Source organism: Arcobacter sp. F2176, from assembly GCF_004116465.1.
Classification (GTDB): Bacteria; Campylobacterota; Campylobacteria; order Campylobacterales; family Arcobacteraceae; genus Arcobacter; species Arcobacter siniprincipis.
Map to the genome: position 1 here is coordinate 119,676 of NZ_PDJV01000009.1, position 22,952 is coordinate 142,627.

Below are 22,952 nucleotides of genomic sequence, written 5' to 3' on the forward strand. Positions count from 1 at the left end.
TACTCTATTAATATTAAAATATGAACAAAGTAAGAAAAATGAATTTTTGGTGTAATTAAATTATTTTATATAAACAAGAGGATTTAGAAGAGATATTTAAATGGTTAAATTAAAGTAGAAGTTTCTACTTTAATTTAACATATTCATCGTTGATATACATAGTATCTCCAAAAACTATCACTTTATCTTCTTCGTCAAAAGAAAAATCATATATTTTATCAGTTTTAAAATCATCTGAGATATTTATCATATATCCTTGAGATTCTAAGGCATATAAAGAATCACCATAAGCTAAGGCATAAAATTTAGCAAATTTGTATTTTTTTCTATTCATTACATTTAGTGAAATATCAGTTTTAATAATTTGACCATCAATTGTTGCTAAATAGATATCTTTTCCATGTGCAATAATATCACTTAAATCATATTGTTTGATATTTAAAATACCATCTCCAACAGAGATAACTTTTTTTGAACTTGCTGCTATAAGAGTGTCATTTACTACATTTAAGTAAATAATATTATTAAATTGACTATCTGCATCAACAATGATATTTCTAACTACTTTGTAGTTTTGTGCAGAAACAACTAAAATCTTACCATCTAATGTTGGAAATAAAATAAGATTTTGCATAAAATAAGGCGCTGCAATTCTTGTATCATTTGCTAAAGATTTTGTTAAATACTCTTTAAAAATGATTTTCCCATCTCTTAAGTCATAAGCCATAATTGAATTATCACTATTTACTATTGCTAAAATATCATCTTTTAGCGATGCTGCAACAACAGCTGTATTTGTAACTATCTCTTTTTTATCAACATAAATTTTATCTTTTATATTTGTTGAAAGTACTTTTCCTTCACTTAGGTTTAAGAATTGAAAACCTTCAGGCATTTTTATACTTGAAACCCCTTGTGCACTAATAAATTGCCCATTATCTAAAGTTGCACCATCTCTATTAAATGAGACAATGTATGAATCAATAGATTTAGTACTTTTATTAAAAGACAAAGTATCTTCTGGTTCAAAATATTGCTTTTTAGAACAAGCAGAAAATAGAATGATTGCTGAAATTAAAATTAATAAATGTCTCATTATATACCTTTATTTTGTGATTAAGTAATGATTTAGTAAAGCAACTAAATCTTTAACTTGTGATGTTTCAGGGATCAATTTTAAAGCATCTTTTGATTCTTTATATTTCCCATTCTCTGCTAGAATTAATGCTTTATTAAATATCGCAAACTCTTTTAATAAAAAATTATTTTCCATTGAAAGATCACCTAATTTATTTACATTTTGTTCTTTCATGGCTTTTTCATATGCATATAATTCTTTAAAAAATTTAGCATTGATAGAAATATCTTTTTTATTATCTCTTTGACTATAAAGAACTATATCATGCAGATTTGTATTAAGCCCTTTTAGCGTCTCTAATGCTTTCTCATCATTTGGATTTTTCAATAATTCTTGAAAAACAATGTTTGCTTTTGCCGTATTTTGTTCTTTAAAATATGAAGTAAGATACATAGCTACTATTGCAAGTATAATTATCACAACAGCCGATATTATTATAAGTTTATATTTTTTGAAAATTCTTTCAACTCTAACAAAGCTTTCTAGGAATTTTTCTTCACTACTAAGCCCCTCTTTTACGAAATCCATATTGTCTTTTAAACTCATTGATTAACCTTATAAAAAATTAGTTATAAGTGTACAAAAATTTTCATAAAATCTTACTTTTATAAAAAGTTCTATATAATACAAACCTATTAAAGCACTGGGGTTAAAATGAATAAGTTTATATTATCAATTATAGTTTTAGTTATTTCACTGAATTTTTTGCACGCTGATGTAAAAGCAGATAAAAAAGAAGAACAAAGTAGATTTGAGTCTTTGTCTAAATTAACAAATGTTATTGGCACTGTAGAAAAATATTATGTAGATGATTTAAAATTACAAGAAATCGTAAATAAGGCATTAAAAGGTTTAATGCAAGAATTGGATGCACATTCAACATATATGGATAAAAAGTATTTCAAAGAAATGCAAATCCAAACTGATGGTGAATTTGGTGGATTAGGAATTACTGTTGGAATGAGAGATGGAGCATTGACTGTTATTTCACCAATTGATGGAACTCCTGCATATGAAGCTGGTATTAAATCAGAAGATATTATTTTAAAAATTGATGATAAATCAACTTTAAATATGAGTTTAGATGAAGCGGTAAGTTTAATGAGAGGAAAACCTAAAACTCCAATAACACTTACTGTTGTTAGAAAAGCAGAGAGAAAACCTTTAGAAATAAAGATTGTAAGGGATATTATTAAAATAGAATCTGTAAAAACAAAAACTATTGGAAAAGATATTTTATACCTAAGAGTTACAAGTTTTGACAAAAATGTTGTAGATGGATTAACTAAGGCAATCAAAGATGCTAAAGCTATTAAAGGAATTATTTTAGACTTAAGAAATAATCCAGGTGGATTATTAACTCAAGCAATAGGAACAACTGATTTATTTGTAGACAAAGGAATCATAGTTTCACAAAAAGGTAGAGATGCTTCAAGTGAAGAAACTTTTAATGCAAACTATTCAAAAACATTGACAAGAGTACCATTAATAGTTTTAGTAAATGGTGGTAGTGCATCTGCTTCAGAGATTGTAAGTGGTGCGTTACAAGATCATAAAAGAGCAATTTTAGTTGGAGAAAAAACTTTTGGAAAAGGTTCTGTTCAAGTTGTATTACCAATTACTTCTGATAAGAGTGAAGCTATTAAATTAACTATTGCAAAATATTACTTACCAAGTGGTAGAACAATCCAAGCAACAGGTATTACTCCTGATGTTATTTCTTATCCAGGTGAAGCTGTAAAAGCTCCAGATATGGATTTTATGATAAAAGAAGCTGATTTAAAAAAACATTTAAAAAGTGAATTAGAAAAAGTTGATGGAAAAGAAAAAGAAGTAAAAAAAGAAGTAAAAAAAGATGATGCAAAAATCATTACAGATGAAGATCTATTTAAAGATAATCAACTAAAAACCGGTGTTGATATATTAAAAAGTTTAATAATTACAAATAAATAGTAATAAAATATAAGTAAAGGAAAATAAATGAATATTAGTGATATTGTAGCTCTTGGTCTTTGGCCACAATCAAAGAAAACAACTACACAAAAAGGTATTGCACAATTAGAAGATTTAGGTTATAACCTATTTTATATTGGTAAAAATGCTGATCTTTATACTTGCCCAGGAGATGGAGCAAAAGTATTACTTGTAAGAAGTGATAGATGTTCAGTATTTGATATTCCTTTAAATTTAGAGATTGAAGAAAAGGGAGTTTGGCAAACAGCTATTTCAAATAGTGGAGCTAAATTTGCAAATAAAGCAGGTATAAGAACAGCTGTTTTATCTGAAAATGTAGACCCTACTTTAAGTATAGCACCAAGATGCCAAATAATGGAGTTGTGCAAAGCCTTAGAAGCTGAAATTGATGGAGATGTTGTACAGTTTGAATTTATTTTTAGAAACTATTTAACAGGTTCTTTATTTGAAGCTACAAAAAGTGGTAATGATCCTTATGGTTTAAATTTATCATCAGATTTAAATGAGTGGCATAAATTTGAAACTCCAATCTTTACTCCAACTACAAAAGGTGTAAAAGATATTCCTCTAAACTCGGCAAGTGTAAGAGAAAAATTTCCTGAAATTATCTCTAGTTTAGAAAGACTTTTTAAAGAGTTTACTCAATATGCACAAGATAATGGCATAGTTGTTGTAGATACAAAACTTGAAGTATTTGTGAATGCAAAAGGTGAATGGATTTTAGGTGATGAGATTTTAACTCCAGAGAGTTCAAGATTTATCTCAAAAGAGAACTTTGATGCTAAAAACTTTATCTCAATGGATAAACAAATTCTTAGAAACTTTGCTAAAGAAAACAATTGGAAAGAAAAAGCAAAAGATTTAAAAGCTGGGGAAAAATTGAATGTTGAAGTTCCTGATTCTATAAAGAATGAGGTTTTAAATGGATATAAAACTATCCATAACAGATTAAGCAGTAGCATTATTAAGAAATAGTTTTTTTAGAAAAACTACTTCAGCTAGTTTTAGATATAATCGCAAAAATATAAATTGAAGGTAATAAATGAAAGCAATCGTAAATGTAGCGTTAAAACAAGGTGTTTTAGATGATCAAGGTAAAGCAACACACCATGCGTTAGACACTTTAGGATTTAAAGAAGTTGTTAAAGATGTAAGAATTGGAAAACAAATTATTTTAGAATTAAATTCTAGCTCAAAAGAAGAAGCACAAATTGAAGTTACAAAAATGTGTGAAAAATTACTAGCTAATACTGTAATTGAAGATTACAATATTACAATTACTGAGTAGAATTATGAATGTAGCAGTATTACAATTTCCAGGTACAAATTGTGAGTATGATACAAAATATGCATTTGAAAAATTAGGTGCTAATGTTCAAATTATATGGCATAAAGAGAGTACATTACCCCAAAATGTTGATTTAATAGTTATTCCAGGTGGATTTTCTTATGGTGATTATTTAAGATCAGGTGCGATTGCAAGATTTGCAAATATTATGGAATCAGTAAAAGAGTATGCAGCAAATGGTGGAAAGATTTTAGGTATTTGTAATGGTTTCCAGATTTTACTTGAAGCTGGACTTCTTCCGGGTGCTATGAAAAGAAATAGTTCATTACATTTTATTTCAAAATATAACCATTTAAAAGTAATAAACAATAACAATAAATTTCTTAATAAATTAAAAGTAAATGATGTAGTTAATATCCCAATTGCACATCATGATGGAAATTATTTTATTGATGCAAATGGATTAAAAGAGCTTGAAGAAAATGATCAAATATTGTTAAAATATTGTGATGAAAAAGGGAACCTTTCAAATGTAAATGGTTCTGTTTCAAATATTGCAGGTATTTGTAATAAAGAAAAAAATATTTATGGACTTATGCCTCATCCTGAAAGAGCAATTGAAACACTTCTTGGATGTGATGATGGTGTTAAGATGCTAGAAGGTTTTTTAAATAATTAAGAAGTAGTTTTCTACTTCTTAAAAATAGGAAAAATATGAAGAATATTTTTTATTTACTACTCATTTCACTTACATTATTCGCAAATGAATCACAAAATAGTACTGAGCTAACTAACACTGAAACTTCGGTTTTTGATGCTAATAATAGCACTAAAGCAGAAGAATTAAAACCAGATTATTATCAAGAAATAATAAAGCCAGATGCACAAGATATATCAGCAGAAAAAAATATATACCTAAGTTATAAATCTTTTCCAAACAATATTTTCAAAAATCAAAGATTTGAAATTATTTTAAAAGCAATAATAACAAGTGATGATTATGACAGAATAGAAACAAGGTTTATTAATTCAAAAAATATGAATGTAATAAATCCTCAATCTCCTTGGACAGAAGTTGAAGATAAAACCTTTGAAAATATGTTCTATTTCAAAGCAAGTCAATCAGATTTTGCAATACCAACTTTTCAAGTTGCGATATATAAAAGTAATGTTTTAATTGAAGTTGAAAATATACAAGCAAAAAAAGTTTCTTTCACAGAAATTGGTAAAAATATAGAAAATTTTTCTTCAATAATTGCAAAGAATTTAGTAATAAATGCTTATAAAACAAAACAATATAATAATGACGAATTAATCACAATTATGGACATTAATGCAAATGAATCAAATTTGGAAGATTTTTATATAAAAAATGTAAAAGAACAAGGAGTATCGAGTATTGATGATAAATATCCTGAACAAAATTTATTATACTATTTAGTTTTACCTGTTCATACTAAAAAGATTGATTTTTCTTATTATAATAGTGATCAGAAAAAATTTATAACTATCAATATTCCAATTGTATTGGAAAATGAACTAGTAAGTACACAAACAGATTTAAATCCAAATAAAAGTAATATCTTATTTTACAAAAGAGTCGTTTTTGGAAGTTTATTTGTATTGTTTTTTATAATATATATTTGGAAGAGAAAAAAAATTTATTTAATTATTGCATTAATAAGTGCCATTATATTACTTCTTTATTCTATTCCTAATAAAACAAAAATATTAAAAAAGGATAGTTATATTTATATTCTTCCTACAAAAAAATCAACTATTTTCCAAAAAACTGATAAAGAATATGAAGTGAAAGTTTCTATTAAAAGAGGTGACTTTGTAAAGGTTATTTTAGGAGAAGGCGATAAAAGTATGATTGGATGGGTTAAAGAAAATGATCTTAGCAAGAATTAGAGGAATAATTGTATTAATACAATTTACAATTAGTGTTGCATTTGTTGTTATTGGGATGTATACTTTTAGAAATCATGTACACAAAATTATAAAACTTTGGATGAGACTTCAAATATATTTTTTAGGTATCACTTTTGAACAAGTTGGAAAAATGGATGAAACATGTGATATGGTAATTATGAATCATCAAAGTTTATTAGACATCATTGTAATAGAACACCTTCATAATAAACACTTAGCTTGGGTAGGTAAAAAAGAGATTACAAATCTAATCTTTTTTGGTCATATTATGAAAGCTCCAGACATGATTACTATTGATAGAGAAAATAAAACTGGTTTGTTAAAACTAATAAAAGATGCAAAAGATAGATTATCTAAAAATAGACCAATCGCTATTTTCCCTGAAGGTACAAGAGGTGATGGTAAAACTATGGGCTCTTTTAAACCAGGAGCTGCAATGGTTGCAAACAAGTTAAACTTACGCGTACAACCATTAATAATAATAAATACAAAAAATATTCTTGATTCCCAAAAACTTGATGCAAATCCTGGTATTGTGAAGATTATCTATTTAGAACCAGTTCAAGCAGATAAATCGACTAATTGGTACAAAGACACAGAAGAAAAAATGAGAGAAATATTATCAATAGAAATGAAAAAAGAGCTCTAATGACATTATCATGGCAAACAATTTTAGCAGTTGGATGTGGAGGCTTTTTTGGGGCAATTTCTAGGGTTTATATAACTCATAATATGAATTTATCTATGAAGTCAGAATTTCCTTGGGGCGTTTTAACTGTGAATGTTGTAGGAAGTTTCATTATTGGCGTTTTATTTGCAATTTTTTTACATTACACAGTTTCAGATACTTTGAAATCTTTTTTAACTACAGGTTTTTTAGGAGCCTTTACTACTTATTCAACTTTCGCAATTGAGAGTTACTTTTTGCTTAATACTTCAATTTTTCTTGCAACTACAAGTATGTTCTTAAATCTTTTTGGGACAATCGTAGCAGCTGGTGGAGGATATAAACTTATTCACTTTTTGCTTAGATAAATAAGTGCAATTTATTTAAGGATTAAGAAGATATAATATCCTCTTAATTTTATGACAAGTTCAATATAGGAGAATACTATGGGTATGCCAGGTGGTATGGAATGGATATTAATTGCGTTGGTTGTTTTATTACTTTTTGGTGGTAAAAAAATACCAGAATTAGCAAAAGGTTTAGGTTCAGGAATCAAAAACTTTAAAAAAGCAGTTAAAGAAGACGATGAAGAAGAAGTAGTTAAAACTGATAAAGCAGATGAAATAGAAGATAAAAAAGCTGAAAAATCAGTTAATGCAGAAGATACAAAAAAAGTTTAGGGATTAGTAGTTGCAAACCTTAGTTAAAAAACATATAGAAGAAATACTAAAATTAGAAAATTTAGTTTTAGAAAAACCTAAAGATATATCTTTAGGTCATTTTGCAACACCTGTTGCATTCTCTTTGGCTAAAGAATTACGAAAAAATCCAATGCAAATTGCACAAGAATTAGCTGATAAGTTTAATGACTCAGAGATTTTTGATAATGTAACAGCAGTAAAAGGATTTGTTAATTTTAAACTTTCTAATACATTTTTAGAAAATCTTATTTCAAAACTTTTTGAAGATGAAAACTCATTTGCAAAAGGTGAAAATAAAAATGAAAAAATTCTTTTAGAATATGTAAGTGCAAATCCTACTGGACCACTTCATATTGGTCATGCAAGAGGTGCAATTTTTGGAGATACACTTGCTCGTGTTGGAAGACACTTGGGTTATGATGTGCAAACAGAATATTATATCAATGATGCTGGTGCTCAGATGGATATGCTTGGTCTTTCTGTATCATTAGCTGGACGTGAGTTTTTATTAAATGAAACAGTTGAGTATCCAGAGTCTTATTATAGAGGTGAATATTTAGTTGATATTGCAAAAGAGATTCAAAAGAATTTTGGCGATGATATTTTTAATGATGAGTCAAGATTTAGAGAAATGGCAATGTTTGCTAAAGATGAAGTTCTAAAAATCATAAAAAAAGATTTAAAAGATATTGGAATAGAGTTTGATACTTTTATTTCAGAAAACTCTTTATACTCTTCATGGGAAGATACAAAAAATGTTTTAGAAAAAAATGGTTCTTTGTATGAAAAAGATGAGAAAATATTTTTAAAATCAACAGCACATGGTGATGATAGTGATCGAGTTGTCGTAAGAGACAATGGGATCCCTACTTATCTTGCTGGTGATATAATTTATCATAAAAATAAATATGATAGAAACTTTGATAGATACATAAATATTTGGGGTGCAGATCACCATGGATATATTACAAGAGTAAAAGCTGCAATTGAGTTTTTAGGAAATGATTCATCTAAATTAGAAATTATTCTTTCTCAGATGGTACAACTTTTAAAAGGTGGAGAGCCTTATAAAATGAGTAAGAGAAAAGGTAACTTCATTCTTATGAGTGATATTTCTGATGAAATTGGTGCTGATGCTTTAAGATTTGTATTTTTGACAAGAAAAAGTGATACACACTTGGAATTTGATTTAGAAACTTTAAAAAACCAAGATTCTTCAAATCCAGTATTTTATATAAATTATGCCCACGCTAGAATAAATCAAGTATTTGTAAAAGCAAACTTAACTCCAAAAGATGTAATAAATGAAAAATTTGGAGATTTAAACGAAGATAGTATAAACTTAATTTATGAAGCTTTACTTTTACCAACAGTTATAAATGAAGCTTTTGAAAAAAGGGATATGCAAAAAATAACTGATTATTTGTATAATCTTGCATCTTCAGTTCATAAGTTCTATAATGAACATAAGATATTAGAAACACAAGAACAAAATAGTTACTTAAAAGTATTAAGTGTAGTTTCTTTATCAATAAGAACAGGTTTAAAATTATTAGGAATCGAGGCCAAGGAGGTAATGTAATGAAATGGATCATTATTATTTTCGCCGCAATACTTACTTTAGCAATAGTTACAGGTTACATGGGTGGAGCAAAAGAGGCCACAGGTAATTATGGAAAAGTTATGAGAGGAGGGTGAATTAACCCTCTCTTGTAATCTCTAGTTCACTTAAGAACTCTTCTAATGAATATTTTTCTCTTGTTTTTTCTGTCATTAGGTGTATAAAAGCATCTCCTAAATCAATAACAGTCCAATCATCATTATCATCAACTCTTAAAAATTCTTCACCAGCTGGTTTTAATTCTTCTTTTAAATAGTTTAATAAAGCAAATCCATGCTTAGCATTTAATGTTGTTGCAATAACAACAAAATCTACAATATAATCTTTGTCTTTAAGATTGATAAGTTCAACATTTACTGCTTTCTTATCTTCTAAGACTTTTACAATTGTTTCTTCTCTAGTCAATATATGTACCTTTTTAGTGCCAAAATTTTTTGACATCATCTTTTATTTTATTTGGAACAAACTCTAAGTCCAAATTATTTCTTAATTCAGTAGAGCTTATATCAATATCTACTTCTAAAGTCAATATATTATCATAAATATCATTACAAAATCCATTTCTTGTAACAACAACCAATTCTACTTCATTTAAAATCTTATCAACTTTATACCAAGTATTTAATTTTTCATAATTGTCTGCACCAATAATAAAATATGTTTTATCAGGGTTGTAGTACTCTTTTAAATATTGTATTGTTTCTATAGAATATACAGGTCTGTTTTTATTTATTTCATAATCACTAACTATAACTTTTTCACAATCTTTGAAATTTTTACTCAATAAATACAATCTTTCATTTGGGCTTAAATGTGAAGTTATCTTTTGAGGATTTAAAAAAGTAGGAACTAAAATAATTAGATCTAAGTCAAGTTTGTCTAAAGCTTCTATTACGATAGTTTCATGGGCGATATGCACCGGGTCAAAGCTACCACCAAAAATTGCAATTTGCACTTAATATAATCCTTTGTATTATACTTAAATTATATTATAGCAACTTTTAGATAAAATGCCTAAAATATATATAAAAATAAGAGGGACGAAATGGCTATAAAAGTTGCTATAAATGGTTTTGGAAGAATTGGTAGATGTGTTGCTAGAATTATTGAACAAAGAGATGACGTAGAATTAGTTGCGATTAATGATACAGCTTCTGTTGAGATGCTAGAGTATATCACGAAATATGATACTGTTCATGGAACTTTTAATGGAGATGTAAAAGTTGTAAATGGATTTTTAAAGATGGGAAAAATCAATGCAAAGCTTTATTCAACAAGAGATGCTAAAGAATTAACTTTTACAAAAGATTGTGGAGCAGATGTAGTTTTAGAATGTACTGGTGCATATTTAACACAAGAATCTTGTCAAGTACATCTTGATAATGGTGCAAAAAAAGTAGTTATGTCTGCACCTGCAAAAGATAATACTCCAACTTTTGTATTAGGTGTTAATGAAAAAGAGTATAAAGGGCAATTAATTGTTTCAAATGCTTCTTGTACAACAAACTGCTTAGGACCAATAGCTAAAATTATTGATGATGCTTATGGGATTGAAAAAGGTTTAATGACAACAATTCACTCATATACAAATGACCAAAATATCTTAGATGTAAAACATAATAAAGATAAAAGAAGAGCAAGAGCAGGGGCTCAAAATATGATACCAACTACAACAGGTGCAGCAAAAGCAATGAAATTAATTATGCCTCAACTTGATGGAAAATTACATGGTCAAAGTGTAAGAGTTCCAACACCAAATGTTTCTATGGTTGATGTAAACTTTGTAGTTAGAAAAGATACAACAAAAGAAGAGTTAAATGCTTTATTTGAATCAAAAGCAAAAGAGTTTGCTGGAATAGTAGCCGTTGACAATGAAATGATGGTATCAAGTGACTTAGTAGGAAATACAAACTCTACAATTATAGCTTCAGATTTAACACAAGTAATTGGTGGGAATATGATAAAAGTTATGAGTTGGTATGATAATGAGTGGGGATACTCTTCAAGATTAATAGATATGGCTGTTTACGTAGCTAAAAACTAAGGATATAAATGAAATTACAAGAGCTTAAGAATATTGACATATCTGGTAAAAAAATATTTATTAGATGTGATTTTAATGTTCCAATGGATGAAGATAATAATATAACTGATGATAGAAGAATAAGAAGTGCACTTAATACAATAAGATATTGTATTGATCATGATTGTTCAGTTATTTTAGCTTCTCATTTTGGAAGACCAAAAGAGCCTTTTGATGAAAAATATTCTTTAAAACCTATTGCAAAAAGATTACATACTCTTCTAAAACAAGAGATTAAAATGGCTAAAAATATTGTTCAAGATGATACTTTAGAGATTGCAAAAAACTTAGAAGTAGGTGATATTTTACTTTTAGAAAATCTTAGATTTCATGAAGGTGAAACTAAAAATGATGAAGAGTTTGCAAAAAAACTTGCATCAATGGCAGATGTTTATGTAAATGATGCTTTTGGTGTATCTCATAGAGCGCATGCTTCTGTTGAAGGTATTACAAAATATTTTGATATGCAACATAAAGCAGCTGGATTTTTACTTGCAAAAGAGATTAAATTTTTCCATCATATTGTGCATAATCCAAAAAGACCATTTGTATCAATTGTAGGTGGTTCAAAAGTTTCTGGAAAACTTGAGGCTTTACATAATCTTGTACCAAAAGTTGACAAAATACTTATTGGTGGTGGTATGGCTTTTACCTTTTTAAAAGCTTTAGGATTAGAAGTTGGAAAGTCTTTAGTAGAAGAGCATTTGATTCCTGAAGCAATTAAGATTATGGATGAAGCTAAAGCTCTTGGAGTAAAACTTTATTTGCCTGTTGATGTAGTTGCTGCTGAAGCTTTTGATGCAGAAGCAATTGCAAAACTTGTAACTGTTCAAGAGATACCAAAAAATTGGTTTGGATTGGATATTGGACCTGCAACGGCACAACTGTTTAAATTAGCATTAAATGATGCAAATACAATTCTTTGGAATGGACCAATGGGTGTTTATGAAATGGATAAATTTGCAAAAGGAAGTACAAGAGTTTCCCATGCAGTTGCTCAATCTTTTGCAACAACTGTTGTAGGTGGTGGAGATACTGCTGACTTGGTTAGAATAACTGGGGATGAAGATGAAATGACATTTATCTCAACTGGTGGTGGAGCTTCTCTAGAGTTAATCGAAGGTAAAATTCTTCCAGGTGTAAAAGCCTTACTTTTAGAGGATTAATATGATTATTGCAGCAAACTTCAAAACAAACCATACAAGAGCTAGTACAAAAGAGTATATCTCTTTTGTAAATGAGTATTTGAATAAAGAAAAAGAAGTGGAAGTAATTATTTTCCCAACAGCTACATCTTTTGATAATTATGAAACAAGTTCTAATTTAACTATTGGGGCACAAAATGCCTATAGTGTAAATAAAGGTTCTTTTACAGGTGAAATAGGAACTCAACAACTTGATGAATTTGATATAAAAACTATATTAATAGGACATAGTGAAAGAAGACATATTTTAGGTGAATCTCAAGAAGAAATTGCTAAAAAATACTCTTTTTATAAAGAACTAGGATATAAAATAGTTTATTGTATTGGTGAACCTTTGGAAGTAAAAGAGCAAGGTCTAGAGCAAACTTTAGAATATATTTATGATCAGTTTGTTGGAATTGATACAAATTATGAAAATCTTATTTTAGCTTATGAACCAGTTTGGGCAATAGGAACTGGAGTTACTGCTACAACTGAAGATATAAAATCAGTTCATAGTGTAATAAAAAGCAAAATAGATAAACCACTTCTTTATGGTGGAAGTGTAAAAGTAGAAAATGTTGCACAAATTTGTTCACTTGATGGAGTTGATGGGGCATTAATAGGGACAGCTTCTTGGGTAAAAGAAGATTTTGTTCAAATTTTAGAAAACACAAAAGGACTATAATATGATTATGAATGGTAAAAAAGGTGTAATTTTAGGTGTTGCAAATAATAAGTCTATTGCTTATGGTATTGCAAAAGCGTGTGCTGCACAAGGTGCAAAGATAGCTTTCACATATTTAAATGATTCTTTGAAAAAAAGAGTTGAGCCAATCGCTGCTGAATTTGATAGTGAAGATTTAGTTTATCCTTGTGATGTATCAAATCCTGATGAGATTAAAGCATTAAAAGAGTCTTTAGAAAAAGATTTAGGTCAAATAGATTTTATCGTTCATTCAATTGCCTTTGCTCCAAAAGAGGGATTATCTGGGAGATTTTATGATATTACAAAATCGGCTTTTGATGTGGCTATGGATGTATCTGTTTACTCACTTATTGAAGTTACAAGAGAGTTAAAACCATTAATGAGTGAAAACTCTTCTATTCTTACACTTACATATTATGGTGGAGCAAAGTATATTCCAAACTATAATCTTATGGGTATCGCAAAAGCAGCTTTAGAGATGACTACAAAATATCTTGCAGAAGATTTAGGAAAAGATGGAATTAGAGTAAATGCAATTAGCGCAGGACCTATTAAAACTTTAGCAGCAGCTGGAATTAGTGATTTTAGATTTATGTTAAAATGGAACGAAGCACACTCACCACTTAAAAAGAATGTAACAACTGATGAAGTTGGAAACTCTGGGATGTATTTGTTATCTGATTTATCAAGTGCAGTTACTGGAGAAATCCATTATGTGGATTGTGGTTATAATATCATGGGTATGCCAGCGGTTGAGTTCAATGAAGAGGGTCGTCCAACCATAGCATGGAACGGAACTGATAAATAGTCATAAAGCGTAAGCTTTTGGCGAATTTCTGCGTTGTCAAACAAATTTTAGACACTCACTTACTAATGTAAGCTCCTGCCTAAAATTTGTTTTTCGCCTTGAACTTCACTCAAAATCTCACACTTTCTAACTACTTATCTTTAGTATAAAAGTTTTTGATTTAAATTCTTGGAATTTAGATTTAAGATTTTAGAAAACATAGGAATGAAATGAATATTAATTTTAAAGAATTAGCAAACAAATATAAAACACCTTATTATGTGTATGATTTTGATTATATTACAAGTCAATATAATGAATTAAAAGATGCTTTTAAAGCCAGAAAATCATTGGTTGCATATGCTGTTAAAGCAAACTCAAATTTATCTGTTATTAAACACCTTGCCAATCTTGGTGCTGGTGCTGATTGTGTATCTATTGGTGAAGTAAAACGTGCTTTAAAAGTGGGAATTGCTCCTTATAAAATCATTTTCTCAGGGGTTGGGAAGATTGATGATGAGATAAGAGAAGCTCTTAGTTTAGATATTTTGATGATAAATGTTGAAAGTGATGCTGAATTAAATAGAGTAGAGATGATTGCAAAAGAGTTAGGTAAAATTGCTCGAATTTCTATTAGAGTTAATCCAAACATTGACCCTCAAACACATCCATATATTTCAACTGGATTACATGAGAATAAATTTGGAGTTGATATTGATACTGCAAAAAGAATGTATATCCAATGTAAAAACTCGGATAATCTAGATCCTGTTGGAATTCATTTGCATATTGGTTCTCAATTAACTCAACTAGACCCTATAAAAGAGTCTGTAAAAATTGTAGCTGATTTAGTTAGAAACTTAAAAGCTATAAAAATAGAGCTATCTTTTATGGATATTGGTGGAGGACTTGGTATTGTTTATGATAATGAGAAACTTATTGATACAAATGAGTATGCACAATCAGTATTAGAGACTATGTTTGGACTTGATATAACAGTTGTATGTGAACCAGGTAGATTTATGGTTGGAAATGCTGGAACTTTTATTACAAAAGTTTTATATGAAAAAGTAAATGGTGATAAAAGATTTGTGATAGTTGATGGGGCTATGAATGACTTAATTAGACCAGCTTTATACAACGCTCAACACAAAATTGAAGTTATTGATAAAAGTTCTGATATATCTGATTGTAATTTAGTTGGACCTATTTGTGAAAGTGGAGACTTTTTTGCAAAAAATATTAAATTACCAAAAACTGAGCATAATGATTTAGTGGCTATTTATTCTGCAGGGGCCTATTGCTTCACGATGGCATCTAACTACAATACAAGAGGTAGAGTTGCTGAAATTGCTGTGGAAAATGGTAAAGATAGACTTATAAGAAAAAGAGAAACTTTTGAAGATATAATTGCACTTGAAGAGGAATTTATAAAATAAATGAATAAAGCTTATTTCATTGATGTACAAGGTACATTAATTGATGATATTAATAAAGATCCAATAAATGGTGCAATAGAATTTATTGACACTTTAAATGAAAAAAACATACCTTATGTTGTAATTACAAACAACACTAAATTTAAAAGCGAAGATTTTAAAAAGTTTTTAAATGACAAAGGATTTAATATAAAAAATTATATTGATCCTTTTTATATCTTAAACACTGTAACAAATGAAAAAACAGTTGCAGCATTTGGGACAGATGAATTTTTAAAAACAATGGTTGATTTGGGTTATATTTTAGATTATGAAAATCCAAAAGAGTTAATAGTCTCTATTAAAAAAGATTACACAAATGAAGATTATGCTTCTATGATAGAAATTGCTCTAATGGTAAATAGCATAATTGGTATGCATGATACTTCTATATACTCAAAAGATGGAAGAAGATACCCAGGTGTTGGGGCAATTATGAAGATGATAAAATTTGCCACTAATAAAGACTATAAGGTAGTTGGAAAACCTTCTATTGGGTTTTTTCAAAGTGCTAAAAATATTATTAATGTAGATTTTAAAGATATAATGATAGTCTCTGATGATATGATAGGTGATTTAATAGGAGCTCAAAATTTGGGTATGAGTTCTTGTTTGGTATTAAGTGGAAAAATAAAAAGTGAAGAAGAGATACTATCTACTTTAGATGAAAAAGATAAACCTAATTTTATATGTAAAGATATAGGTGGAGTTTTGAATCTTTTAAATAAAGGTGAAATATGAGTGAAGCTGGATTATTAGAGTTAAGAAAAAAGTTAGATGCAATTGATGATGAACTTTTAGAACTTATTAATAAAAGAATGGATTTAGTTCATGAAGTGGGACTTTTAAAAGCAAAAAGCGGTGGAGCTATTTATAGACCAGAGAGAGAAAAAGCTATTATTGATAGACTTGATACTCTAAATAAAGGTAAATTAAATAGAGCTGCGATTGAAGCATTTTTCTTAGAGATATTTGCAATAAGTAGAAATTTTGAATTACCAGAAAATATTGCATATTTAGGGCCTGAGGGAAGTTTTACTCACCAAGCAGCCGAAGCTAGATTTGGAGCTATGAGTTCATATATTTCAATTGGTTCTATTAAAGGTGTATTTAGAGAAGTTAGTACAAAAAAAGCAAGATTTGGAGTTATTCCTATTGAAAACTCTTCTAATGGAATAGTCTCAGATACAATAAATTGTCTAAGCACTTATAATCTAAAAATTATTGCTGAAGTTGTTTTAAATATTCACCATACTCTTGCAACAACTTGTGATAAAGTAAAAGATATTAAAAAGATATATTCAAAAGATATTGCCTTTGAACAATGTAGAAGATTCTTAGAAAATTTTGGACTTGATGAGGTGGAACATATTCCAGTAGAGTCAACAACAAAAGCTGCAAAATTAGCTTTAGCCGAACCAAATAGTGCTGCTATTTGTTCACATGTCGGTGCAAAATTGTATAATCTTCCAATCTTATTTGAAAATATTGAAGACAAAGACAATAATAAAACTAGATTTTTTATAATAAGCGACTTTGAAAATGCACAAAGTGGAAATGATAAAACATCTATTTTAGTAAAACTACCAAATTTACAGGGTGTTTTAGTGGAGTTTTTAACTGACTTTGATAAGGCTAAAATCAATTTAACTAAGATAAAATCACATATTGTTGAAGGTGACTCTATCTTTTTTATTGATTTCAATGGGCATAAAGATGATGAAAATGTAAAAGAGATATTTAAAAAACATAAAGAATCTATTAAGTTCTTGGGTTCATATGTTAAAGAAATAGATGATATTTAATTTTAGGAAAATAAATGAAATTTAATGAAGTTTTAGAAAATGTTACAACTTATGAAGCTGGAAAACCAATTGAATTAGTTGTTAGAGAGTATGGTGTAGATCCAAAAGATGTTATAAAATTGGCTTCAAATGAGAATCCATATGGAACAAGTCCAAAAGTTACTGCTAAAATTCAAGAGTTAGTAAAGAATATGTTTGTTTATCCAGATGATTCTATGTATGAGTTAAAAGAGGCTTTAGGTAAAAAGTTTGATGTTGATTCATCTAATGTTATTATTGGTTCTGGAAGTGATCAAATTATAGAATTTTGTGTACATGCAAAATGTGAAAAAGACTCTAAAATACTTATGGCAAAAACAACATTTGCTATGTATGAGATTTATGGTAAACAAACAGGTTCTCAAATAATAAAAACAGAATCTCATACCCATGATTTAGCACAATTTTTAGCTTTGTACAAGAAACATGGTGCTGATGTTATATTTTTATGTTTGCCAAATAATCCCTTAGGTGAAGCTGTAGATACAAAAGATGTATATGAGTTTTTAGAACAAGTTGATAGTGAGACCTTAGTTGTAGTTGATGGAGCTTATAATGAATTTGCAGCATATAAAGATGAAAATAAAAAAGTAATACCACAAGATTTAATTAGTAAATTTCCAAATTGTATTTACTTAGGTACTTTTTCAAAAGCTTATGCTTTAGGTGGTATGAGAGTTGGATATGGTATTGCTGGGGCTGATATTATAAAAACTCTTTATAAATTAAGAGCACCATTTAATATTACAACTTTAACACTAGCAGCAGCTATTGAAGCATTAAAAGATGAAGAGTTTGTAACTACTTGTATTGCTAAAAACTTTGAAGAGATGAAAAGATATGAAGAGTATGCAAAATCAAGAGGTTTTGATTATATTCCTTCATATACAAATTTTATTGCAATTTATATGGGAGATAAATATATCTCTAAAGAAGTAGCTCAAAAGCTTTTAGAACTGGGTATTATAGTTAGAGATTTAACTGGATATGGACAAAATGCAATAAGAATTACAATTGGTACAAATGAACAAAATACAAAAGTATTTTCTATGTTGGATGAAGTGTTAGAAAAATTAAAATAGATTAAGAAGAGATATGAAAATAAAAAACAAATCGCCAAAAGAATTAGAAGAAGTAAGTCAAAAAATCAGAGATAGAATAATAGATGTTGTATCGAGAAAAGGTGGACATTTTTCTTCAACTCTTGGTGCAGTTGAACTCACTGTTGGTATGCATTATGTTTTTGATTCAAATAAAGATCCCTTTATATTTGATGTATCTCATCAATGTTATCCCCATAAACTTATAACTGGTAGATGGGAAGAGTTTGAAACTATTAGACAATTTAATGGCCTTAGTGGTTTTACAAAACCAAAAGAGAGTGATGCTGATTATTTTGTAGCAGGGCATAGCTCTACTTCTCTTTCCCTAGCAGTAGGTGCAGCAAAAGCTATCAAACTAAAAAAAGAAGATAGAGTACCAGTTGTTATGATTGGTGATGGTTCTATGACTGCTGGGATGGTTTATGAGGCACTAAATGAAATTGGTGATTTAAAACTTCCTATGGTAATCATTTTAAATGATAATGAGATGTCAATAGCAAAACCAATAGGTGCTATTTCTAAGTATTTATCTAAGTTATTAGCTGGAAAATATTATCAAGGTTTCAAAACAAAAGTTGATAAGTTTATAAAAAATAATATGCCAGAAGGTACAACTTATATAGCTAAAAGAATGGAAGAAGCTATGAAATTAATCACTCCTGGAATTTTATTTGAAGAGATGGGTGTTGATTATATTGGACCTATTGATGGACATGATATCAAAGAAGTACTTGAGACTTTAGAAATAGCAAAAGCTATGAAAAAACCAGTTATTGTTCATGCTCATACAGTAAAAGGAAAAGGTTATAAAATAGCTGAAGGTCAACATGAATGTTGGCATGGAGTTGGACCTTTTAATGTGGAAGATGGGGCATTTGTAAAAAAAGAAGCTCCAAAATCAGCAACTGCAGTTTTTGCAGATGCTTTACTTGAACTAGCAACAAAACATGAAAATGTAGTTGGAGTAACAGCTGCTATGCCAAGTGGAACTGGTATAGATAAACTTATGGATAAGTTTCCTGAAAGATTTTGGGATGTAGCAATTGCAGAACAACATGCTATTACTTCAATGGCTGCTATGGCAAAAGAGGGATTTAAACCTTTTATTACTATTTATTCTACCTTTTTACAAAGAGGATTTGACCAAATCATTCATGATGTATGTTTGTTAAGTATGCCAGTTGTATTTGCAATAGATAGAGCAGGAATAGTTGGAAATGATGGAGAGACACATCAAGGTACTTTTGATATATCATTTTTAAGATTTATTCCAAATATAGTTTTATTTGCTCCTAGATGTAATGAAACATTAAAGTTAGGTCTTGAATTTGCATATACTTTAAATAGTCCATGTGCTATTAGATATCCACGAGGTGCCTTTAAAGAAGTATGTGCAGAAGCTTCACCTTTTGAATTAGGTAAGGCAGAACTTCTAAAAGAAGGAACTTCAAATAAACTTTTCATAGCTTACGGAGCAGGTGTTGGAAGAGCCTGTGAAACAGAGAAACTTCATAGTGAAGATATTGCAATCTTAGATTTAAGATTTGTAAAACCACTAGATAAAGATACTTTAAAAGAGTTAGCTAAAAAATATGATGACTGGTATGTTTTCTCAGACTCTCAAAAACAAGGTGGAGTGGGAAGTGCCATTTTAGAATTTTTAAATGAAGAGAAAGTTTGTGTAAACTTGACAAGTTTTGAGTATGAAGATGATTTTATAGTGCATGGGGATACGAAAGTGGTGGAGGAGTCGTTAGGATTATTACCACAACAACTAGCTGATAAAGTAAAATAAAAACTCCATCTTTTTCACGGACTCTGCGTTGAATGAGTTTTTTTACTCAGTTACTTACTAGGTGTAAGCTCCTTCACAAAAAAACTCCTTCGCCTTGATTTCGTGAAAAATATGAAGTTTTGGGTTTTTATGAATTCTTGTGATAAAATATCTTTATAATTATAAGGTATTAAATGGTTACAGAATTTTTGACAACAACTTTATTAGGTGGAATTATTTATGATTTAATGAAAATAGGTGTTTCAAACTCTTATGAACTTGCAAAAAAATCATTAAAAGATTATACCTCATCAGAAGAAGACATAAGACATTTAAAATTAATTTTGGAAAAAGATATTTTAACTAAATCAGCTTTGACAAAAGAAAAAATAATTGATATATTAGATAATAGTGAAGATATATCATTTTTAATTAAAAAAGTAAAAAATATAAATATAAATCATGTTGATAAAATAATTATAAGTTCTAAAGAAAGAGATATTGATAAAGTAGAATTTGAGAATAACTATCCACTTGCAACAGGAATAGGTGGAATATATATATTTATAGGTGTATTATTAACTTTTTATTTTGCTTTACATATTCATTTTAGTTTATTTATAATTATACCGTTTATTCTTCTATTCCTTTGGATATTTATAGCACCATATGTTTCCATTTATGTCACTGTATATAATGATAGATTGATTCTTTATGATAATACAATATATTATAAAGATATTAGTAGTTGTGAAAAAAAATCAGATAATATTCTGGTATTAAAATTATATAATACAGGAGAGCAAGTAATTAAAGAGATACGCTTATCTGAGCCAGAAGATTTGGACTTTATTAAACATTGGATAACAAATTATTCAAAATAATTGATTTATTTTAGATAATCATTACTCCAAAAACACCTTCAATTTCTCCACACAAAGTCCCATCGCAGTACTTTCATATCCTATCACTTCTTTAATATATGGTTTACAAAATCCTTCTACCATGATGGCTCCTGCTTTTCCCATCCATTCATTTGAGTCTAGGTAGTTTTGCATATCTTTTTCATCGAATTTTTCGAAGATGTAGGTTGTGATGGATATGTCTATTAGTTCTAGGGTTTTGCTTTTGTATTTCATACAGCTTATTACTGAGGTTTGGTTTCCGCTTTGTAGTTCTAGCATTCTTTTGGCGTCGTTTTTATCTTTTGCTTTCCGAAGTAATAAGTCATTTGTTGTTACTACTGAATCTGATACTAAGAGAGGGTACTCTTCTACTCCATATTTTTTGTATAGTTCATCAAACTTTCCTAAGGTTGCTTGGTAGGCGAAACTTTTTGGATTTTGGGTTGTGATTGTGTCTTCATCAAACTCTCCTCCACTTTGGATGAACTCTATATTATGAGCTTTTAGAATCTTAGCTCTTGTAGGTGATTTTGAACCTAATCTTATCAATAAACTTCCTTTTTAATTCAATTATGATATTTTACGCAAATGAAACAAAATACTAAATATAACTTACCAAAAGGTTTCGTTTTTATACTTGCAATGTTGGGTTCAATTACCCCTCTTGCTATTGATGTATATCTTCCAGCTTTTAAAAATATCGCAAACTATTTTTATACTTCTATTGATGAAGTTGAAATTACTTTAAGTATTTATCTCTTAGGTTTTTCTCTTGGACAACTGATTGGTGGTCCTTTATCAGATAGATATGGAAGAAAGATTTTTATATTTACAGGTTTATGTATTTATATTACTTTTTCTTTATTGATTTCACAAGCTTCATCTATCCATGAACTTTGGGCTTTTAGATTTTTTCAAGCTATTGGTGGTGGGTTTGCTGTTGTAAATACAAATGCTATTATTAGAGATATTTACCATGGAAAAGAATCAGCAAGGGTATTTTCTATCATCTCTATGATTATGATGGTGGCACCTATGGTTGCTCCTATTATAGGAACTACAATTTTGAGTTTTTATTCGTGGAAATATATTTTTATATTTTTAGCTATTTATACAGTTTGTATAATTTATTTTATAACAAAATTACCAGAAACTTCGCCTAAAACAAAAAATAAAAATATCTTTAAAAACTATGCACGAATTTTTTTAAATAAAAAAGCGATACTTCTTATTTTAGCTGGTGGATTTGGTTTTTCTGGAATGTTCGTATATATTACTAAGTCATCATTTATTTATATGGATTATTTTGGAGTTGATGCAAAATATTTTACACTTTTATTTGGATTAAATGTATTTACTTTGATTATTTTTAGTAGATTAAATATGCACTACTTAAAAAAATATGCAACTTTTAGCTTACTTCGTTTTGGAGTATCTTTACAGTTATTAAGTGCCATAGGTTTATATGCTTTTAATGAACATAATACCATAATAAGCGTTGCGTTTTTCATTATGATATATGTAGGTGCTTTAGGATTTATTTTTGCAAATGCTATTGCTTTGGTTCTTGAAGACTTTGGGGATATAAGTGCTACAACAAACTCTTTATATGGAGTGATTGGTTTTATTATTGCCTCATTTGTTGGATTTTTAGCAAGTTATTTTCATGATGATACCTTAAGTCCAATATTTATTTTGATGGCTACTACTTCTACTTTATCATTTTTGATACTACTATATATAAAAAAATTTAAAGTGTGA

General features: G+C 28.6%; 25 protein-coding genes. 20 read left to right on the forward strand and 5 right to left on the reverse strand.

The annotated features are described in order from the left end of the window. Positions 1 to 124: 124 nt before the first annotated feature. The gene (locus CRU95_RS10005; RefSeq protein ID WP_129100993.1) at positions 125 to 1,096 is read right to left on the reverse strand and encodes a hypothetical protein; all 972 of its coding nucleotides are present in this window, start codon (positions 1,094 to 1,096) and stop codon (positions 125 to 127) included. Between the two features lie 9 nt (positions 1,097 to 1,105). Continuing rightward, on the reverse strand, positions 1,106 to 1,684 hold the full coding sequence (locus CRU95_RS10010) for a hypothetical protein (protein WP_129100994.1): 579 nt from the start codon (positions 1,682 to 1,684) through the stop codon (positions 1,106 to 1,108). Positions 1,685 to 1,792: 108 nt separating this feature from the next. Between CRU95_RS10010 and CRU95_RS10015 the strand changes: the two genes are divergently transcribed. The 9 genes from CRU95_RS10015 to argS all read left to right on the forward strand — a co-directional run bounded on the left by CRU95_RS10015 (position 1,793) and on the right by argS (position 9,285). Continuing rightward, a complete protein-coding gene (locus CRU95_RS10015; protein ID WP_129100995.1) occupies positions 1,793 to 3,091 on the forward strand; it encodes a S41 family peptidase in 1,299 nt (432 codons plus the stop codon). Positions 3,092 to 3,118: 27 nt separating this feature from the next. Further along, positions 3,119 to 4,087: a phosphoribosylaminoimidazolesuccinocarboxamide synthase gene (locus CRU95_RS10020; RefSeq protein WP_129100996.1), complete on the forward strand. Its 969-nt coding sequence runs from the start codon at positions 3,119 to 3,121 to the stop codon at positions 4,085 to 4,087. A 67-nt stretch (positions 4,088 to 4,154) separates the two neighbouring features. Beyond that, positions 4,155 to 4,400, forward strand: a complete 246-nt coding sequence (gene purS, locus CRU95_RS10025; protein ID WP_129100997.1) for a phosphoribosylformylglycinamidine synthase subunit PurS — start codon at positions 4,155 to 4,157, stop codon at positions 4,398 to 4,400. A 4-nt stretch (positions 4,401 to 4,404) separates the two neighbouring features. After that, positions 4,405 to 5,079, forward strand: a complete 675-nt coding sequence (purQ, locus tag CRU95_RS10030; protein ID WP_129100998.1) for a phosphoribosylformylglycinamidine synthase subunit PurQ — start codon at positions 4,405 to 4,407, stop codon at positions 5,077 to 5,079. Positions 5,080 to 5,114: 35 nt separating this feature from the next. Then, on the forward strand, positions 5,115 to 6,314 hold the full coding sequence (locus CRU95_RS10035; RefSeq protein WP_129100999.1) for a hypothetical protein: 1,200 nt from the start codon (positions 5,115 to 5,117) through the stop codon (positions 6,312 to 6,314). Further along, positions 6,295 to 6,984 (forward strand): 1-acyl-sn-glycerol-3-phosphate acyltransferase, encoded by a 690-nt coding sequence (locus CRU95_RS10040; RefSeq protein WP_129101000.1) that lies wholly within the window; start codon positions 6,295 to 6,297, stop codon positions 6,982 to 6,984. Before CRU95_RS10035 ends, CRU95_RS10040 begins: the two co-directional genes overlap by 20 nt. Continuing rightward, positions 6,984 to 7,370, forward strand: coding sequence for a CrcB family protein (locus tag CRU95_RS10045; RefSeq protein WP_129101001.1), 387 nt, complete (start codon positions 6,984 to 6,986; stop codon positions 7,368 to 7,370). The genes CRU95_RS10040 and CRU95_RS10045 overlap by 1 nt, the downstream gene beginning before the upstream one ends. A gap of 78 nt (positions 7,371 to 7,448) precedes the next feature. After that, positions 7,449 to 7,682, forward strand: a complete 234-nt coding sequence (gene tatA, locus CRU95_RS10050; RefSeq protein ID WP_129101002.1) for a twin-arginine translocase TatA/TatE family subunit — start codon at positions 7,449 to 7,451, stop codon at positions 7,680 to 7,682. Positions 7,683 to 7,692: 10 nt separating this feature from the next. Further along, positions 7,693 to 9,285 carry an arginine--tRNA ligase gene (gene argS, locus CRU95_RS10055; protein ID WP_129101003.1) on the forward strand — a complete coding sequence of 531 codons (1,593 nt, stop codon included), beginning with the start codon at positions 7,693 to 7,695 and terminating at the stop codon, positions 9,283 to 9,285. Between the two features lie 117 nt (positions 9,286 to 9,402). Here the strand turns inward: argS and rsfS are convergent, their stop codons facing one another. Beyond that, positions 9,403 to 9,729 carry a ribosome silencing factor gene (gene rsfS, locus CRU95_RS10060; protein ID WP_258238677.1) on the reverse strand — a complete coding sequence of 109 codons (327 nt, stop codon included), beginning with the start codon at positions 9,727 to 9,729 and terminating at the stop codon, positions 9,403 to 9,405. Between the two features lie 13 nt (positions 9,730 to 9,742). Then, positions 9,743 to 10,279, reverse strand: a complete 537-nt coding sequence (gene nadD, locus CRU95_RS10065) for a nicotinate (nicotinamide) nucleotide adenylyltransferase (RefSeq protein ID WP_129101004.1) — start codon at positions 10,277 to 10,279, stop codon at positions 9,743 to 9,745. A 90-nt stretch (positions 10,280 to 10,369) separates the two neighbouring features. On the opposite strand from nadD, the gene gap reads away from it, so the two are divergent. The 10 genes from gap (at position 10,370) to CRU95_RS10115 (ending at position 21,170) form a co-directional block, all read left to right on the forward strand. Next, positions 10,370 to 11,368 carry a type I glyceraldehyde-3-phosphate dehydrogenase gene (gene gap / locus CRU95_RS10070; RefSeq protein ID WP_129101005.1) on the forward strand — a complete coding sequence of 333 codons (999 nt, stop codon included), beginning with the start codon at positions 10,370 to 10,372 and terminating at the stop codon, positions 11,366 to 11,368. Between the two features lie 8 nt (positions 11,369 to 11,376). Beyond that, positions 11,377 to 12,573 (forward strand): phosphoglycerate kinase, encoded by a 1,197-nt coding sequence (locus tag CRU95_RS10075; protein WP_129101006.1) that lies wholly within the window; start codon positions 11,377 to 11,379, stop codon positions 12,571 to 12,573. Position 12,574: 1 nt separating this feature from the next. Continuing rightward, the gene (locus CRU95_RS10080) at positions 12,575 to 13,279 is read left to right on the forward strand and encodes a triose-phosphate isomerase (protein ID WP_129101007.1); all 705 of its coding nucleotides are present in this window, start codon (positions 12,575 to 12,577) and stop codon (positions 13,277 to 13,279) included. Position 13,280: 1 nt separating this feature from the next. Next, positions 13,281 to 14,108 carry an enoyl-ACP reductase FabI gene (gene fabI / locus CRU95_RS10085; protein ID WP_129101008.1) on the forward strand — a complete coding sequence of 276 codons (828 nt, stop codon included), beginning with the start codon at positions 13,281 to 13,283 and terminating at the stop codon, positions 14,106 to 14,108. Positions 14,109 to 14,317: 209 nt separating this feature from the next. After that, on the forward strand, positions 14,318 to 15,526 hold the full coding sequence (gene lysA, locus CRU95_RS10090; protein WP_129101009.1) for a diaminopimelate decarboxylase: 1,209 nt from the start codon (positions 14,318 to 14,320) through the stop codon (positions 15,524 to 15,526). Then, the gene (locus CRU95_RS10095; protein ID WP_129101010.1) at positions 15,527 to 16,306 is read left to right on the forward strand and encodes an HAD-IIA family hydrolase; all 780 of its coding nucleotides are present in this window, start codon (positions 15,527 to 15,529) and stop codon (positions 16,304 to 16,306) included. It begins immediately after the preceding gene. Next, on the forward strand, positions 16,303 to 17,370 hold the full coding sequence (gene pheA / locus CRU95_RS10100; RefSeq protein ID WP_129101011.1) for a chorismate mutase: 1,068 nt from the start codon (positions 16,303 to 16,305) through the stop codon (positions 17,368 to 17,370). The genes CRU95_RS10095 and pheA overlap by 4 nt, the downstream gene beginning before the upstream one ends. Positions 17,371 to 17,384: 14 nt before the next feature. Continuing rightward, on the forward strand, positions 17,385 to 18,491 hold the full coding sequence (gene hisC / locus CRU95_RS10105) for a histidinol-phosphate transaminase (protein WP_129101012.1): 1,107 nt from the start codon (positions 17,385 to 17,387) through the stop codon (positions 18,489 to 18,491). 13 nt (positions 18,492 to 18,504) lie between these two features. Next, positions 18,505 to 20,307 (forward strand): 1-deoxy-D-xylulose-5-phosphate synthase, encoded by a 1,803-nt coding sequence (gene dxs / locus CRU95_RS10110; protein WP_129101013.1) that lies wholly within the window; start codon positions 18,505 to 18,507, stop codon positions 20,305 to 20,307. Between the two features lie 173 nt (positions 20,308 to 20,480). Beyond that, positions 20,481 to 21,170, forward strand: a complete 690-nt coding sequence (locus CRU95_RS10115; RefSeq protein ID WP_129101014.1) for a hypothetical protein — start codon at positions 20,481 to 20,483, stop codon at positions 21,168 to 21,170. A gap of 21 nt (positions 21,171 to 21,191) precedes the next feature. On the opposite strand, the gene maf is transcribed toward CRU95_RS10115, so the two are convergent. Further along, the gene (gene maf / locus CRU95_RS10120) at positions 21,192 to 21,740 is read right to left on the reverse strand and encodes a septum formation inhibitor Maf (protein ID WP_129101015.1); all 549 of its coding nucleotides are present in this window, start codon (positions 21,738 to 21,740) and stop codon (positions 21,192 to 21,194) included. 39 nt (positions 21,741 to 21,779) lie between these two features. Here maf and CRU95_RS10125 point away from each other — a divergent pair, with 39 nt between their 5' ends. Continuing rightward, positions 21,780 to 22,952 carry a Bcr/CflA family multidrug efflux MFS transporter gene (locus CRU95_RS10125; RefSeq protein WP_129101016.1) on the forward strand — a complete coding sequence of 391 codons (1,173 nt, stop codon included), beginning with the start codon at positions 21,780 to 21,782 and terminating at the stop codon, positions 22,950 to 22,952.